The sequence below is a fragment of the Fibrisoma montanum genome (genome assembly GCF_003583365.1).
Taxonomy (GTDB): Bacteria; Bacteroidota; Bacteroidia; order Cytophagales; family Spirosomataceae; genus Fibrisoma; species Fibrisoma montanum.
Genome location: NZ_QXED01000001.1, coordinates 661,678 through 679,199 on the forward strand (window position 1 = coordinate 661,678; position 17,522 = coordinate 679,199).

11 protein-coding genes are annotated in these 17,522 nt (G+C 53.8%); all 11 read right to left on the reverse strand.

Going from position 1 to position 17,522, the window contains the following annotated elements; all coding sequences use genetic code 11:
* Position 1: 1 nt before the first annotated feature.
* The 11 genes from DYU11_RS02775 to DYU11_RS02825 all read right to left on the reverse strand — a co-directional run bounded on the left by DYU11_RS02775 (position 2) and on the right by DYU11_RS02825 (position 17,242).
* On the reverse strand, positions 2-2,911 hold the full coding sequence (locus tag DYU11_RS02775; protein WP_119666104.1) for a glycoside hydrolase family 2 protein: 2,910 nt from the start codon (positions 2,909-2,911) through the stop codon (positions 2-4).
* Positions 2,912-2,923: 12 nt separating this feature from the next.
* Positions 2,924-3,712 (reverse strand): SDR family NAD(P)-dependent oxidoreductase, encoded by a 789-nt coding sequence (locus tag DYU11_RS02780; protein WP_119666105.1) that lies wholly within the window; start codon positions 3,710-3,712, stop codon positions 2,924-2,926.
* 29 nt (positions 3,713-3,741) lie between these two features.
* A complete protein-coding gene (locus DYU11_RS02785; RefSeq protein ID WP_119666106.1) occupies positions 3,742-4,752 on the reverse strand; it encodes a mannonate dehydratase in 1,011 nt (336 codons plus the stop codon).
* Positions 4,753-4,815: 63 nt separating this feature from the next.
* Positions 4,816-5,727: a LamG-like jellyroll fold domain-containing protein gene (locus DYU11_RS02790; RefSeq protein ID WP_119666107.1), complete on the reverse strand. Its 912-nt coding sequence runs from the start codon at positions 5,725-5,727 to the stop codon at positions 4,816-4,818.
* 10 nt (positions 5,728-5,737) lie between these two features.
* Positions 5,738-6,943, reverse strand: coding sequence for an enolase C-terminal domain-like protein (locus DYU11_RS02795; protein ID WP_119666108.1), 1,206 nt, complete (start codon positions 6,941-6,943; stop codon positions 5,738-5,740).
* A gap of 2 nt (positions 6,944-6,945) precedes the next feature.
* The gene (locus tag DYU11_RS02800; RefSeq protein ID WP_119666689.1) at positions 6,946-8,292 is read right to left on the reverse strand and encodes an endo-1,4-beta-xylanase; all 1,347 of its coding nucleotides are present in this window, start codon (positions 8,290-8,292) and stop codon (positions 6,946-6,948) included.
* Between the two features lie 15 nt (positions 8,293-8,307).
* Positions 8,308-10,227, reverse strand: coding sequence for a glycoside hydrolase family 2 TIM barrel-domain containing protein (locus DYU11_RS02805; RefSeq protein WP_119666109.1), 1,920 nt, complete (start codon positions 10,225-10,227; stop codon positions 8,308-8,310).
* A gap of 118 nt (positions 10,228-10,345) precedes the next feature.
* A complete protein-coding gene (locus DYU11_RS02810) occupies positions 10,346-11,779 on the reverse strand; it encodes a glycoside hydrolase 5 family protein (protein ID WP_119666110.1) in 1,434 nt (477 codons plus the stop codon).
* An 80-nt stretch (positions 11,780-11,859) separates the two neighbouring features.
* On the reverse strand, positions 11,860-13,308 hold the full coding sequence (locus tag DYU11_RS02815) for a RagB/SusD family nutrient uptake outer membrane protein (RefSeq protein ID WP_119666111.1): 1,449 nt from the start codon (positions 13,306-13,308) through the stop codon (positions 11,860-11,862).
* A gap of 13 nt (positions 13,309-13,321) precedes the next feature.
* On the reverse strand, positions 13,322-16,318 hold the full coding sequence (locus DYU11_RS02820; RefSeq protein ID WP_119666112.1) for a SusC/RagA family TonB-linked outer membrane protein: 2,997 nt from the start codon (positions 16,316-16,318) through the stop codon (positions 13,322-13,324).
* 186 nt (positions 16,319-16,504) lie between these two features.
* A complete protein-coding gene (locus DYU11_RS02825) occupies positions 16,505-17,242 on the reverse strand; it encodes an IclR family transcriptional regulator (RefSeq protein WP_119666113.1) in 738 nt (245 codons plus the stop codon).
* Positions 17,243-17,522: the final 280 nt, after the last annotated feature.

The following is a 17,522-nucleotide window of genomic DNA, read 5'->3' on the forward strand; positions in this document are numbered from 1 at the left end:
CTTATTTCCCCAGCTTTTGAACGGTGAGCGATCTTGTGTCCAGCGGCACGGTCACCTCCGGCGCGTTCCAGGCCGAAGCCACGACCGATACGTTTCCGGTTGGGGTTTCGCGCCACAGCACATCGGCCGATAACGTGCGGCTTTCGCCCGGTGCCAACCAGAAGTAGTTGTCATCGGCCACCAGCGCCCGCTTCGCGCCTGCTATATCAATTTTTGTCATGAAGGCGGGGGTTGTTCCGGTATTACGCACCTGTACCGTGACGACGGACCGTATTAGCTGCGAACGGGCATCGTCCAGTTGCTTTATGGACACCAGACTGCTTTCCAGCCGGGTAGCTGATTTCTGCACGGTTGGCTTCAGGAACGGACCTTTATCCAGCGTTGGCCAGGCAATGGGTTCCGACACGTATTTGTCGTAAAAGGCTTTATCGTCCAGCATTGTCAGCGAGCGGGGGAAGTACAGAGATCGGGATACCAGTTTACCCGATGCGTCTTTCAGTTCGGCCACTACAAACAGAAAACGGTCTTTGTAATCGGCCGGAATGACGTAGCTACCAATAGGTGCACTCGTTACGGACGTACCGGGCTGCACCGTCATGCGGGTATCTTTGGTCCAGAGTTGCCTGAAGGCATCGTCCCAGACCGTAACGGACACCGTACCAGGCAACGCCGTCTGACTGGCATTGGTAATTTTGGTGTTCAGGGGGATTGACTCGCCAGCTTTCCAGAGCAGACGCGGCAGGTCAATGGCTACGTGCGTCGGTTCGTACGTACGTTTCAGGAAGTAGTACGGCGCGGCTGCCTGCCCGAACCAGTCCATCATCTGAATGGCAATTACCGGCCAGTGGCGCTTGAACACCCACGGCATCAATCCCGCCGTAACCGGATAGTTACCCTGCATTTTCTCCGACAGCAACTGATAGAACTCACCCGCACCAATCTGAGAGGCCTCCGAAATGGATTCAATGGTCGGGTCCATTACGTCGGCGATGTGCGATGCCCGGCTCAGCATGCGCGGCACCCGACCGGGACCGTATTCGGTGAAGTGGTGAATGAACTCAGGGTGCGACGGCCCGAAGCTTTTATCCCACATCTTGCCCAGGCCCGTAAACTCCTTATTATCGACGGTTTCGTAGAAAAGACTGGGCTCCGGAATGCTGTGCATACCCGTTTCGGATACCCACGGCTCGAACTTGTAGCTGCGGTTGTACCAGGTCGGGTCCATGTCGGGGTAGGCATGCATGGAGCCGTCATCGGGCGTTGTCCGCACGAAAAAGCGTGATTTATCAAAGATGTCGAGATTCCGTTCGATGATCCCCATCGAGGCCGCGTTGCCGTAGGAGTACGGGTTGAACTCATTACCGCCGTTCCATATCACCAGCGACGGGTGATTGCGCAACCGGAAGATATTCTGCACCACCTGAGCCTCCCAGATGTCCTGTGGGTAGTCGGGTGTGTCCTGATTGCCGATGGGAAAATCCTGCCAGACCATCAGGCCCAGTTCGTTGCAGATGGTATAAAAGTGGTCGGTTTCCAGCAGGCCACCGCCCCAGATTCGGATGAGTTGTACGCCCATCTTTTTGGCGGCTTCGAGCGTCCAGCGGTAGCGCTCGGCGGGCAGGTCGAGCAGGATGTCCTGCGGGGTGAAGTTCATGCCCTTCACAAAAATCTTCCGGCCGTTGACGATGAACTGCCAGTTTTCCCAGCGGTCGGCGATGCGCGGACCGGCCGTTGCTATGCGCTCGATGGTGCGGATACCGTAGTCGAAGCTGAGCCGGTCGACTGGACTTCCGTTCTTTTTCAGCGTCAGGCTTACTTTGTATAAATTTGGTTGGCCGAGTCCGTTCGGTTGCCAAAGTTGAGGATTGGGCAGGCTCAACTCTTCTTCCAGCCAGATACGACCCTCGTACGCTGTGACGGGAAACTCCTTGGTCAAGGCGGTGCTTTTTCCGGTGGTCAGTTCTACCTGCACACTGAGCTTGTCGGTCACCGGCTTGAAGAGAGTGCCCTTCTCGTTGGGGTGGTTTAGCTGCGTATTACTCCAGGGGTGCAGTTGCTTCTGGAGCGAGTGAGCATTGGCAAACACTTCTGCCGACAAGTGCAGTTGGGCCGTATTGCCCGTAACACTTTTTGTTGTCAGGTACGGCCGTTCAAGGTGGTAGGTTGGTACAATCTCCAGCCGGACACCCTGCCACATACCAACGCTAAAGAACGCTTCCCCACCGGAGCCCCCTGAAATAACCCACGGCTTGATGATTTTGCCACTGGCGCGGGGGTTATAGCCGGTACGTTTCGAATAATCGAACTCACCCGACGCCGTGCGCGGCAGGCTTTCGTAGTCGGTAGCCTTGTTGCCCCAGTTGCCCGCCCGTACCTCAACGGTCACTTCGTTTTTGCCGCCAAACTTCAGCAGCCGGCTGATTTCCACCGAAGGACCACCGAACATGCCCTCATGCACGCCCACTAAGCTGTCGTTCACCCAGACTTTTGAGAAATAATCAACGCCATCGAAGCAGAGGAAGACGTACGGTCCGTCGCCACGGTTACCACGAGCAGAAGCAGGTAAATCAAATGACTTCTTGTAGTACCACGCCTTTTCCTCCGCCCAGCGGTATTGAGTTGAGTTCTTGGCGTAATACGGATGCGGCAGCTTGCCAGCCTTGTAGAGCGACCAGTGTACCGAATTGGGCACGCTGGTCTGAAATGGGTCTTTACGCGGCTGGCTCAGGTCAGCTACCGGCTGGTCGGTATGCGAAAGCTCCCAGCCCGCACCCGACAGGTCGATATGCTGCGCTCCGGTACGGGGCGTAATGCGGTACGGGCTCCAAAGCTTGGTAGCTTGCGGAGCTGTTTGCGCCAGAGCCGTCTGAACAGCCAACAGGCAGAGTAGATAACTGAGTAGTTTTTTCATCTGAGTAAGGGTTTATTGTCCTTCATAACGACCCGGTTTTCCGTAGCCCCGCATCAGCAGCAGTCCCCCGTCGATGGTGACTGACGCGCCGGTGACGTAACTGCCCGATGCCAGCAGGTCCACCAGTACGGCCGCTACCTCCTCCGGTAGCCCGAACCGCCCCGCCGGAATACCATCGTTGACCTCTTTAAGTAATTCAGGATTCTCCCGAACCGGCCGGGTCAGTTCTGTTTCAATCGCGCCGACCGCCAGGGTGTTAACCCTGATACCATGCGGGGCCAGTTCCATAGCCACCCCTTTCATCAGCGTCTCCAGCGCCCCTTTGGTAGCTCCGTAGACAGACAGCCCCAGCCCCGGCCGGAGTGCATTTACCGAGGTGATGGTATAGATGCTACCGGCAATGTTCTGCGCTACCATCTTCTGGGCAACAGCCTGGGTCAGGAACGTCGTGCTTTTGAAGTTGATGTTGGTAAACGCGTCGAAATCGGCTTCCGTAACGTCCAGAAAGTGTTTTTTATAGGATATACCCGCATTGTTGATTAGGAAATCCAGGCTGCCCACCATCTCCCAGGCCTCTTCCGCCAGCCGGCTAGCCTGCGCTACGTCAGACAGATTGGCCTGAACCACGTAAGCTTCACTGCCCCGCTCCCGAACTTCCGAAGCTACGGCTTCAGCGTCGGCTAGATTCTCGTGATAATGCACGACTACCGTACAGCCTTCTTCGGCCAATCGCAGCGCAATGGCTTTACCGATGCCCTGCGAGGCTCCAGTCACGAGTGCTTTTTTATTGGTTAATCGCATGGCTGGTCACGATGAATATTGGTGAATTGTCATTTCATTTGTACGGCTTGCGATTGGCCATTTATAGGTACGGGCTGGTCCGCTGCTATGCCGTCCATCATTCCCTTGATGTAGCCGATACCGAACAAGTTGCCCAGCATGCCGTAGCCGAAATGCGTGTTGTCTTCGCCCACCATCGTAGGTACGTGGTCGGAGCGGAGGGGGCCGGTGAAACCAGCGTCCCGGTAGCAGCGTAGCATGGTCGCCATGTCGGTTGGGCCGTTGTCGTGGAAGGTTTCGTGAAAGTGCTCACGGGTTCCGGCCACATCGCGGATGTGCACAAATCGGATGCGGTCTTTCCACTCCTGAATCAGCGCCGGTACGTCTTCGCCCATCGTTGTATACGTACCCTGACAAAAGGTTAAGCCATGCGCCGGGCTATCCGTCAGCGCCAACGCCCGCCGAACGCCCTCGGCATTGGTAAAAATCCGACCGATACCGCGCAGGGGTGATATTGGTGGGTCGTCGGGGTGGAGCGCCATCTGAACACCGTACTGCTCGGCAGTGGGGATGACGTTTTGCAGGAAGTATTCATAGTTGCTCCAAATCGTCGCTTCCGGCACCTCACCAAATTCGGTCAGCGGCAAGGCTCGGGCATAGTCGGCGTCAAAGCTACTGACCAGTGCACCACCCCGTTCGGCGGTTTCGGTATGGGTGCGGTACCAGCCAATGCCGGCCATGAAGTTGTAGCACAGCAGTCGGATGCCTAGTTCGCCCATGTTTTGCAGCATTTGGCGGTAGCGCGCCAAGTCCTCATCGCGCCCGTCCTCTCCGAACTTGATGCGGTTCATGTCAAACTGGTCACCTTCCAGACCGATTAGCTCCAGACCGGCATCGGCAAAGTGGTCTTTAGCCCGACTGAGTGAGTCGCGGTCATACGGAGGCAAATCGCCGGTGAGGTCGGGCGCGAGTTTGGCGATGGCATACCGTACGCCCATTTGCCGCACGAGCGACGCCTGTGGTTCGGTTGGGTGGCCGAAAAAGAGGTACGAAAGCTGCATAAATAGCGATCTGCGTTTGTGACTTCGGTTTATAAATTCATTCGTCAGATGGTGTACTATTGCTTATTTGCTTTGCGCCAGCCTGACGACCGGTTCTGCTAATTTCTTCATCTCTTTGTCTGTTAAGGCTCGGTCAAAGACCGCCAGACCGCCAATCTGCCCCCTGAACCGATTGCCCATACCGGCTTTCAGCAACACCGCCCCGACGGTAAAATCAGAGCCGTTATTCCCCATTCCGTCCGGGAAATGGTACGGATTTTTCGATTGCGTCAGGCCGTTGGGGTACCCCTCAAAGCCAGCCGTATGGTCGATTAACTCCGGGGCTCTTTCCTGAAATACCCCGTTGAGGTACGACTTTATATACTTTCCGTCATACGTAAGGGCCACGCAGGCCCATTCGTTGGCGGGTACCGGCTGCTTACTGGCGGAGTAGTCAATCGAATACGGGAAAGGCGGAGTGGGTTTTCCGGTCCAGGATATGTGCCCGCATACCTGATTTCGGCCGTTGTAATAAGGCAATGAAACAAACAAACCGTACTGCCGTTTGCCGCCATCCTTGTACTCGTTCCACATGCCGCCGACAAACCCCGTTTGCTCACCACGCCACTTGACATACGCCACCACCGACACACCCTGACCCTTGCCATGGATATTCAGCTTTCCCGTTTGGGCATTGGGCAACGACAGGTAGGCATCATTGGCAAACAGGGCCGAGTAGCCCGATAGCGGCCCTTCGCTGACTCGCGGCAGCGTACCATCGGTTTCCTTGAGCGGAAAATCTCCCGCCCCTTTCGCTTTTCTGTCCTGCCCCTCCGGCTCGTTAAAGTCCCACAGCGCCACCAGATTAGGCATTGATAAAATCGTCTTTACCATTCTGTCATCCCGAACAGGGAGATTTTTCCGGAACGATGTAAGCAGCACGGCAACCGTCAGGCCAGTCAGTGTTACGCAGAATATGTGGATACGGCTTGTCATAGTGCTTCGTTTACATGCCACCCACCGTTGGGTACCAGTCGGGCCGGTACGGGTCCTGGTGGAAGCGGGCGTAGTAGTCGCCTTTTTCTTCGTAGTATTTCTCGTAATGCTTCATCTTGTCCTCATCGAGCGACACGCCCAAGCCCGGACCGGTTGGTACCTTGATGCAGCCATTCTCGTACTTCATCAGCCCGCCTTCAATGATGTCGTCGGTGAGGTAGTGGTAGTGCGCATCGCCCGCAAACGTCATGTGCGGAATGGTAGCGGCCGTATGAATCATGGCGGCCAGTTCAATGCCGAATTCGGCCCCGCTGTGCATAGCCACGCCGAGGTTGAATACGTTGCAAACGGCCGCCAGATCTTTCACCCCGCGCGGCCCTTCCCAGTAGTGAATATCCGTCAACACGATGTCGACCGCGCCCATTTTGATAGCCGGAGCCAGATCGTCGAAGCGGGCGGGGTACATGTTGGTAGCGATGGGAATCCGCACCTGCTGCCGAACGGTAGCATTACCGTTCAGGCCCCACGAAGGGTCTTCAAAATACTCCAACCGCAGATCCTCCATGATCCGGCCCATCTGTACGGCCGTGGGCACCGACCAGAGTCCGTTGGGGTCTATACGCAGTCCGAAGTCATCGCCCAGCCGCTGCCGGCACAGTTCCAGCACCCGCACCTCTTCGCGGGGGGCCATTACACCGGCTTTCAGCTTCATGGCCTTTACGCCCAGGGTATGGTGCAGTTCTTCACAGAAAGCCGCCAGGTCTTCGGCCGTTTCGTCATTCCGGGATGCCGTACCACCCCCCGCCGGCCGGTCATAACGCCAGAACAGGTAGGCAATGAACGGCACTTCGTCGCGGACGCGCCCGCCGAGCAAGTCGCTTAATGGCCGGTTTAGCACCTTCCCCTGAATATCCAGACAGGCCATTTCCAGCGCGGCATATAGTCGGGCATTCGACATATAGTAAATGCTCCGCAAGACCTTCAGCTTCATCACCTCCAGTTGAAACGGATCAAGCCCAATAATGCGCGGCTTGAGTTTCTGCAAAGCCCCCCGCTGATCACCGCCCCCTACTTCGCCCAAGCCAACAACGCCTTCATCGGTGATCAGCTCCAGAATCGTCCGAAGGAAATAGCCGGGATGGACGCCGGTATTGTGACGCAGTTGCGCGTTTAGGGGAATCGCTACACAGCGGGTACGTAAATCGACAATCTTCATACTTACAGGTTTATGCGAACTTCGGATGGCTGATTTTTCCGGAAGTGAATGCGCTGTTCCGTTACCTTTTTACCCTGACGTATCCGTACGAGGTATTCTCCGTAAAAGCCTCTGAATCGAAGAGGTCCGGCATCCTGCGGGGTCAATGTCAGCGCAGTTTTCCACTCCCGGTTAATCAGGACGTTCAGAACCGTGTAGGCCGGTTTCGGTGAAAAATCACCGTTTACCAGTCCGCCGTTCCACTTATCTTCTCCGGCTACTGCCGTGCCATCGGCCACATTCCACCAGATGACGGCTTCAACCGCCGGGTGACTAAACCATAGCCGGTAGAAGTTTCGTGCCATTCTGGCCTGCCGTTGCAACCCCATCTGGTTATTTGGCAGCGTGGGAATAGTAATCTCCGATACATGCAGGGGCACACCAAACCGACCGTACTGATCCAGTGCCCGGAACAGGTCGGTGGGTGTCATGGCTTTGCCATTGGCAACGTCTTCGTGCAACGGCTCACTAAAGAAGTGGAACTGAAGACCAATACCGCCGATTCGTGCTCCTTTCGCTTTCAGGCTTTCGATGAGCAGGTAATACGGACTGTATTCCTTCCGATAATTCTGCCACGATTCTCCGGTTACTTCATTGATGAACAGGCGCGTATCCGCCGGGAAGTATTTCTGCGCTTCCTGAAAGGCAAACAGGGCGTAGTTGCCGGGCATCGGGATATCCGGGTGTCCTTTCAAGACTTCGTTGACAACATCCCAGGTTTTGATCGCATTACCATAGCGGGCGGCTATTTCCTGAATCCGTTTGGTGATCAGCCGCTTGACCTCGGTTGTATCGGTGGGTAACCAGTCCGGAACGCTGTGTTTGGGGTGGTCCCAGACCAGTGTATGCCCTTTGGGCGTCAGTACGTTTGCCCGGCAAAAGTCAACCACTACGTCCGGGGGCGGTCGCCGGTAGATGGGAGAGCTATTAGCCGCAAATCGTAGCTTGCCCTGCTCAGGCTCCAGCGTTTTCCAATAAAAGGGTATACAAGCTGTATTGAACAGCGACCTGAAGGTTTCCTCGTATTTTCGGTTGTCGGCTTCCGCCTTGAAGCCATTCAGCATAAAGATGTTGGCGCCAAACTGAAAATCGTGCCCAACCTGCTGAATCTCTACCGTCGTGTTTCGTAGCGGCTTACCCTGCCTGTCCGCCAATACCAGCGTAAAATCACCTTTCCGATGGGTTTCGATACCCTGCTGAATACGGGTTTCAACAGCCGGGTCATTCCAGAGCGAATCGTAGCGGGTCGATTGAGCCGACACCGAACAGCACCAGCCTGCCAGCCATGCAACCGTAAACGCTTGTTTCATGGTAAAGCCTGTCATCTAGTTGACTCCTTTCGTGGTTATCAGTGATCCGGTAAACCCAACATGAACCCGCGCAAGCCATGGATAGGTGTTCGCTGCCTGCGCATTGCCGGTCACAACCTTAACCGCGACGGTTCCATGGGGTAGCACCGGTACAGCGTAGGTGTACTTATCAACCGGATTGTCTTTGTTGCCGGAAATCGGGCTTGGATAGGCGGAACGATGATGTTTGACCACTAACCCCTCAGGCAATGGATTCCAGACGGAGCCATCAGTCGAGTAGAGTAACCGGACACTATCTACCTTGTCGCTGAACGAGACAACGTCAATCCATTTCAGCGCATCCGCCCGGTATACCAGTTCGCCGGAACCGCTTCCGACGGACCTTTCAGCCTGAAAAAAGTCTTCTTCCGTCTGCCGGAGCCGGGGCCACGTTTCGGCGCTGATCCGGAGGTTTTCGGAATGGGAATGGGCCATTGAAAAGTCCTTCAGGTTATCCATCACCATCCTGGTTACAGGTTCCAGCGGACCCACGGTGTTCGAAGCGGGCGATATACCCGACTCATTTTTACCTCTCACCCGGTAGTAGTACACTTTGCCCGGCTCCGCGCTGGCATCGGTGAACAGGGGGTAGAAATACAGGTCATAGCTAATGTCCAGATCACCGCTGATGGTTTGCCAGGGGCCTTTTGGGGAAGTGGCCCGTTCTACGATATAGTATCTGGCTCCGGGCGAACACCGCCAGGTCAACGCGACGGCATCGGTTCGAAGACTGGGGTACAGATACGGCGCATCCGTCGGGGCCGGCAGGGGCGGTTCCTTCTCCCCTCTGATTTTATAGCCGTAAGACCGGATCAGCATCAGGTTTTCCCGTTCCTTGAAATAGTTGCCACTATCAAATCCGGGCCATCGACTACCGCCCCACGAATACGAATGAAACAGGGCGTGACTACCAAGGCCACCGGTATACTGCGGTTTCATCAGACTCCAGAGTAATGCCCCGCTTACGCCCGTGTTATACACCTGTTCGAGTACCTCTTTGAATCCGTCAAACCGTTGAAATTCATCAATAATCAGGGGGCGTTTCCCTTTGCATTCGTTCCAGAGTTCGGTTACGCTGTTGCGGTAATTGGGGTACTGCCGGGTTTTTACGATGTCTATGTTTTCGTTATTGGCCAGCACATCGCTTACGTTTTCCCTCATCTGCTGCACACCGTTGGCCCGACGCGGATCAGCAATCAGGTGATTGGGGTCAATACGTTTCAGGTACTCGGCCATCTCAGCGATCCAGGCCCCTTTATCGTTGGGCACCTCGTTGCCAAATTCCCAGGCCAGAATCGACTTGTCGTTCTTATAGGTTACCCCCGTGAACTGATTTTTTCGATTCGCAAACGTCCGCAGCAGATCCTTAAAACCCTCTTTTACAGCGGGCGTCTGGTAATAATCGCCACCGCCGTAAAGCTTACTGAATGTAGCCGTCGAACCAAAGATTTTGTTGTCTTTGACCAGGCAAAGAATCACCCTGATCTTGTACTTGTTACACAGTTCCAGCATCTTATCGATGCGCCTGAACGCGGTCTCGTTGTAGGCATTAGGACCGGCAACCAGGGCCTCGTATTCCCCTGAACCATCCGCAACCGTAATTCCCCAAGTTCGAATTACCGTAACGCCCATTTGAACCATATCCTTAAAATGGGCTTCCATTTCGTAGGATAGCTCCACCGGATCATACGCATAGCCACTCGCCGGATTTGTGTTTTTATAGCCGTCGTAATGGCCGTTAATGGTCGGCGTGTTTACCGATACAAATCTGAAAACCCGATTACCGTCCATCAACTGGTCGCCCTTTCTGGTGATAAAATAGGTGAAAGGGTCTGCATCTGCAGTAAAGGCAAGGAGTAGACTGATTACAATGCAGCTAAGCGTTACCTTAATCATAGTTGGCAATTATTCTGAATAGAACGATGAGCGTCGGGGTGCTGGGTAGATATTACACTGCGGTGCGAACGTAGATAGCAGCAACTCAGCATAAACCAGTATAGTCCTTGGATTCGGTTCATTGTAAGTCCAGTTTAACGACTACTGATCGGGTAAAGTCCGGGAGTATAATGGCTTTGCCTGACGATTGCCCGTTCGTCCATTGATTAGTCCACGGATTGTAAAACTGTACCCGTTTGACGGGAGAACTGGTCAGGGGTAAGGCGGCACCTCGTACTGTACGGGCAGGCTGAGAATTAGCCACTTCCGTTTGCCAGGTGGTAGCGCCGTCTCGTATCCAAAGCAGTATCTGTCTGGTACCACGCAGGCCATATACGCTAAGCTGATCCGGTAATTGTTCCTGAAAGGCTACGGTACGCTGAGCAACCGGGTCAAACCCTTTGATAGCTTCAGCGAAGCGACCGAAGTGCCACCAAAGATTATTTTTCTCTACATACGAGTCCCAATGCCACGCATGGCCAGGACCAGCCGCCCCGGCAAAAAAGGGAGCAAAGAGTAAATCATGCAGCACTACTCCAGCCGTATCCTTCGGGTACAGTTTCCATGGCCCGGCATGGTTAGGCTCTACTGCCCCAATCTCAGCTACGAGCAGGGGCTTGTGTGCTTTAGCGCTCAGCAGATCAATAGCTCCCTGGCTGGCTAACTGATCCATCGGTGCCTGGCAGATAGCCCAGCGGGCCCCTTCATCGAGGTAGCGGTGTACCTGGGCTACATCATTGGCCGGCAAGGATGCCATTCGATGGTACATACCCCGTTTTTGTTCACTATCGTAGCTACCAAGGCTCTGCATGACCAGGTGATTGGGAAATAGCCTCTGGCATTCTTCCAGCATAGTGTTCGTCCAGCTTTCCCAACCTGTTGCTTTTACAGCGTCCATCTCGTTCCAGAGCTCCCAACCAAATACATTAGGATTAGCGGCCAATCGCCTGGCCAGTGCCTGCGCCCGTTGTCGGAACAGCCGCTTCCCTGCATCACCTTGCAGGTACTCATTCATATCTGTTAATGGTCCTCCCCTGGAAACGTGGTAGATCGGACGGTCAAAAGGCACTGATCCCGCAAACTTCGGTGGGGAGTCAGTGAGCTGCCGAAAATTTTCAAGGCACAGCTTCAGTCGGATACCATAGCGTTGAGCCAGGGTCATGAGCTTATCTAGCCGATCTAGTTTCTGGCCGCTGTACACACCAGCTCTGTCCGGCTCGATTTCCCAAAAGGGTGCACTCAGCCAAATACGGGCGTAGTTGCCGCCATTTCGCTGTAATTCTTTAAAATAAAATTCCATCTTGGCTAATCCCTCTGCCTCGTTATCGATGAAACGCGGCCAGCACAGGTTGAGCCCGACGGGAATGAACGTTTGCTGATCTGTTGTTTCAAAATAGGCTGGATACGTCGAACTAACCCGGACGTAGGACACTGACTGACCCGACACCAGTTGAGGAAGCAGCCAGCATGGTGTCAATATCAATAGCCGACTTATGATTCTGTTGAGTGTCATGAAAATGAATGGCTTGCGAAGAAATCAGATAGCTAACAGGAGTCAGCTACCTGATTTTATTCAACCTACAAGTTCTTCAATCAATAGCCTACATTCTGGTCTTTATTCGGGTCCAGGGCCAGGTTGAAGTTGAGTTCCCCGACCGGAATGGGCCAGAACAGGTGCTTATCGGCTACGTCTTTGCCGGTGGCGGCTTTGATACGTGCTTTCAGTTCGGCAGTCCCCAAGCGTTTGAGGTCGAGCCATCGTTTGGCTTCGTACTGGGTTTCGTAGCCGCGCTCCTGAATCACCAGGTTGGCAAACGTAGTGGCGTTGTAGTTGCTGAGCTTGAAATCCACCTCAGACGGCGCTGCCGGGTTTTTGCCGTAGGCCCGCCGATGTACCTGATTCAGGGCGTCCATTGCGGCTTCGGTAGGTCCGTTGCCCGCCCGGCTGACCGCTTCCGCGTAGAGGAGGAGGATATCGGCGTATCGGTAAATGGGAAAGTCATTGCCGGCGCCGGTTCCGGTTGGTGCCAGCGGGTCCGAGAACTTCTTGTTCAGGTAGGTGTTGCTACCTAAGCCAATATCCCACTTATACCAGTTGTAGCTTTTCCGGAGGTCGGCATTATCCCAGTTTTTGAAGACAGGGTTCAACTGCGCATCGGTGTAATGGGCGAAAAATCCACCCGCTCCGTGCAGCCTCGCTCCCGGATGATGGGCAAACATAGACAGATAGTGGCCCTGGCCGTCGACGCGGGTCATTTTCAGGTACCAGATTTCTTCCGGTGTAGTGACCACTGTGGGGCCGAACACCTTGTCAAAATCATTGGCAACCGTTACGGGCACCAGCGAGAACTGCTTCGACTGAATGATTTCGTTGGCTTTATCGCGGGCTTCGGCGTACTGATTGCGGTAAAAGTACACCTCGGCTAAAGCCGATTTGGCCGCCCATTTGGTGGCTCTCCCCACTTGCGCACCTTTGTCCGGCAATACCGTTTCGGCTTCTTTGAGGTCGGCCAGAATCAGGGTGTACACTTCCTCCGGGGTCGCCCGTTTCACGTTTGGCTCGTTTAGCGTAGCCTCGGTTCGGATGGGTACCCCACCCCAGTTCCGTACCAGCCAGAAGTAGCTGAACGCCCGGATAAATTTGGCTTCGGCAACGAACCGGGCCACATCGGCCTGGCTGATGCTTGTTCCCTTCGGCGCATTCTGAATCACCAGATTGGCATTCCGGATGGCCAGATAAAACAACCGCCACCCATCGTCCGTACGGGGAATGTTTGTGCTGTTCAGGCCCTGAAAATCGCTGAGTACCTGGTAGCTGCCGCGCCCGTAACTATAGTCGGTATAGGCTTCGAGCTGAGCGCCCAACTGCCCGCTGATGTTGTTGGTTGCCCGTAACTGCGCGTACGCGGCATTGACAGCAGACTCCACTTCGCCGGCCGTGTTATAGAAGGTTTCTACTGCCACGGCTTTGGGGGCTTCTTTCAGCACATCCTCACAGGCAAGGAGCAGAACCACCGGAAGTATGAATAGGATCTTTTTCATCGTGAATGACTGGTTAGAAACCGACGCGAACACCGAACGTAACGGCTTTAGAGGTTGGATAACTGTAGTGATCAATACCCTGCCCAATCGAGTTAGCCCCACCCTGTGAGTTGGTTTCCGGGTCCCACCACGAGTATCTGGTAAACGTCAGCAGGTTCTGTCCGCTGGCAAACACCTGCGCGCTACGCATCCAGGTTACACCCCATTGGGATAGCGGCAGGTTATACGCCAGTTGAATGTTGCGCAGCCTCAGGAACGAACCGTCTTCTACCAGCCGGTTGGAGTAGTTGTAGGAATTAGAGCGGGAAATGACGGGGTATTTGGCGTTCGGATTAGACGGGGACCAGTGATTGTACAACACCTCCCGGGGCATGTTCAGGCCAAATCCATAATCGAGGGTGTTGTTAATCGAACTGACGTTGAGCAGATCGTTACCCTGCGTTCCCTGGAGGAACAGGGTCAGCTCAAGCCCCTTAAACGACATGGTGGAGTTGAGTCCATAAATGAAGTTGGGGTTCGGATTGCCAATAATCGTTTTGTCGAGCTGGTTGATAACCTTGTCGCCGTTCAGGTCTTGGTACACCACTTTGCCCTGGTCACTGTAGCCGTTTTCAAGGTAGCCGTAGAACACACTCATGGGCTCACCCTCACGCAGCAGATTGGCCGCATCACTGATGATGGTCACGCCCACAGTGCCACCCAGAATATCCTGTCCGCCGTATAGCTTTACGACTTTGTTGCGGTTGAAGGCGATGTTGCCGTTCACGTCCCATTTGAAAGCCTTATCGATGACGCGGGCATCCAGCGCTACTTCCAGACCTTTGTTCTGAATTTGGCCCACATTCTGAATCGTGCTGGTAAAGCCGAAGCCAACCGGTAACTGCACGGTGTTCAGCAGGTCGTACGTGTTTTTAATGTAATAGTCCAGCGTCAGGCGGTAGCGGTTGTTGAAGAAGGCAGCATCAATCCCGAAATCGGCCTGCTCAGTGGTTTCCCACTTCAGGTTACCCGGCAGCCGCGTACCCGGCGCGAAGGTGTTGTAAAGCGCATCATCAAAAACGGTCTTACCGGCCGAAAGGCTGTTAAGGGTAGCATACGGGTTGATTGCCTGGCTACCCGTACGGCCCCAGCTGGCCCGTACCTTCAGGTCGCTGATATACGTTGAGTTCTTCAGGAAATCCTCCTCCGATACCCGCCAGGCCAGGGCTGCTGACGGGAAATACCCCCACTTATTGCCTTCGCTGTAGCGCGAGGAGCCATCGGCCCGGAAGCTGACCGTAGCCAGGTATTTACTGTTGTAGCTGTAGTTGACCCGGCCCAGATACGACAGCAACGTAGCAAACGAATAGCCCGAACTTGGGATACCGGGGGTGTTGGCAGCCCCCAAATTGAAGGTTTCTGTTACATCACTGAGGTAGCCAACGCCAGACCCACCCAGCGACGTATTAAGAAAGTCCTGATAGGTGAAGCCCAGCACAGCCGAAATGCTGTGTTTCTGCGCCAGGGTTTTAATGTAGCTTACGGTATTTTCGCTCAGCAAACTCGTGGCCCGGCTCGTCGACGCGCTTGCGCTTCCCTGCGAGTTAATGAACTGGCGCGTTGTGTAAAAATCAGAACGATCATCGCTGTTTTCAATACCGCCCGAGATTTTGATGGACAGCCCGTCGAACGGTTTAAAGGTCAGGGCGGCATTGGCCAGTACCCGGTTGGCATCTATGTCATCGAACTGTTCATTTACGTAGTTCAGCGGATTGATAATGACGTTGGAAATAAACGGATAAGCCGTGGCCAGCACCCGGTAGGTACCATCGTCGTTGTACGGGGTTAGCGTTGGTGGAGCTGAGATGGCAGCCGAAATCAGTGAGCCCCCCCGGTTTCCTCCGCCGTTGTTCTGCCGGCTGGTTTTGATTTTGGTCAGCGTTGATCCGTAGGTCAGATTGAATTTCCGGCTGATGTCAGTCGATACGTTGGCCCGGAGCGAGTACCGTTTGTAGTCGCTGCCGATGATGATGCCCTCCTGATCGAAGATGCTTGCTCCGACCGAAAACCGGGTCTTTTCGCTTCCCCCACTGATGGTCAGGTTATGCGTTTGCATGGGAGCCCTCCGAAAAACCAGGTTCTGCCAATCAAAGCCTTCTCCAAAGGAGTCAATCTGCGCCTGCGTAAAATACGGAGTCACCTTATCGTTGGTAGCCTGGATGTTGTAGAAGGTAGCGTATTCCTTCGCATTCATCAGATCCAGCTTTTTGCGGAGTGTCTGAACGCTGTAGGTACCTTCGTAATCTACCTGCATTTTACCGGCTTTACCCTGCCGGGTAGTAATCAGCACCACGCCGTTAGCCCCGCGGGAGCCGTAGATGGCCGTTGCCGAAGCATCTTTCAGGATTTCAATACTTTCAATATCACTGTTGTTGATAATGGTAGGATTACTGCCGGAGGTTGGGAAGCCATCGATTACATACAGCGGCTCGTTACTGCCCTGTACCGAGTTGGTACCCCGGATTCGTACGCTGACGGCGGCCCCCGGCGCTCCGGTATTCTGAATTACCTGTACACCTGGTGCACGGCCCGATAGGGCCTGTAATACGTTCGTGGCCGGGAACGCATTAATCTCCTTGGCTTTCACCTGTGCCAGTGAGCCCGTCAGGTCGCTTTTTTTCACCGTACCATAGCCAACCACGACGACTTCGTTCAGCTGCCGCTCATCAGCAGCCAGGTTGATGTCGATGACCGATTGCCCATTGATGGCTACCTCCTGGCTTTGATAGCCCACCGATGAAAACACCAGAGTTCCACCCGTAGCGGGGACGTTGATACGGTACATGCCGCTCGCATCGGTTGTTGTGCCGGTAGTGGTTCCTTTAAGCGAAATGGTTGTACCTGGTAAAGCGATGCCATCGCCGGCCCCTGTCACCTTCCCGGAAACAGTCTGGTTCTGAGCCCAGAGTGATCCGGTGCTTAAGGCCATACACAAGCCTATCAGCAGTTTTACGTAGACAGTAAATTTCATTGAAGCAGGGTTTAATTTTATATTATAAAAAACAGTTTTATAATGAATCAATTATAGAGATGATTATCGGTATAGTCAAATTTTTTTATGCTTATTTTCTAAATTGATATTTTAAGCAATGATGGATGCCCTGGCAAAGACCATAGGCCAGCCTTGCCGTGTCGGATGCGGAGCGAAAGAAAGGCGTTATGCCAGCCGGGCGGAGATGTGCTTTGCTGCTTTTTGGAGCAGTTGAATCAAACCGGTCTTATCGGCTACTGTATAGCGGTACTCAGGCAGGTAGATACTCAGGCTTGCTACTACGTTCTTGTGTTTGTATACAGCAACGGCGAGACCAATAATTTGCCGTTTTGGCACTACCTGAAGCGCATACCCCTGCGACCGGATTGCGCTGATACAGGTCTGAAACTTGTCGTCGGTGTCTGCTTCGGGCCAGATCTCGGCCGACGGCAACCCGTATTTACGGACAAATCGGTCAAGATCAGCATCTGGCAGCATAGCGACCAACAGCCGACCCGAGGCCGAATCGTACACGTGTTTCTCGTCGGCGGTTCTCACCTGAAGGTCCTGCTCAGCATACGTCCGCAACACCACCTGGCGCATATTTCCTTTCAGGGTAGCCAGCAGGCAGTTCTCGTTTACTTTCCGGGTCACTAAGTCCATTTCATCCCGGGCCGCATCCAGCAAGTCTTTCCGGTACGCTTCATTCCCCGTCAGGCTATATGCCTTTGCGCCCAGTATGTATCCTTTTTTGGTACCAATCTGTTCTACGTAGTTTCGGTTGACCAGGGTTTTCAGAATGTTGGCGCAGGTTCCATGATTCAGTCCGAGCGGATCAGCTATATCGCTCAACGATTTAGGTTTTTCCGGATCAGCCGCAATTTGTTCCAGTATATCCAATGCTCGGTTTACGACCTGAATCATGAAAATGAATTTTTATAATGCAAAATACGAATATACAGTTGTCAACCATACATTCTGCGGAAATTGGAACGTAGTTGCTCCAGAATAAGCAATGCGTATTGATCTGATCAAGTTTTTTAAATTTTTTATACCGCTGGCAATCTAAACGGCGGACTTACTCGTATAAATAAGCGAAATGATAGACTACTAATCGGTAAGATCAGCTTTATTAACTAAGTAAACCTTTGGTTATTAGCGTACTTACCTATACCATACAGCATTAATCTCATAAGGGATTCCA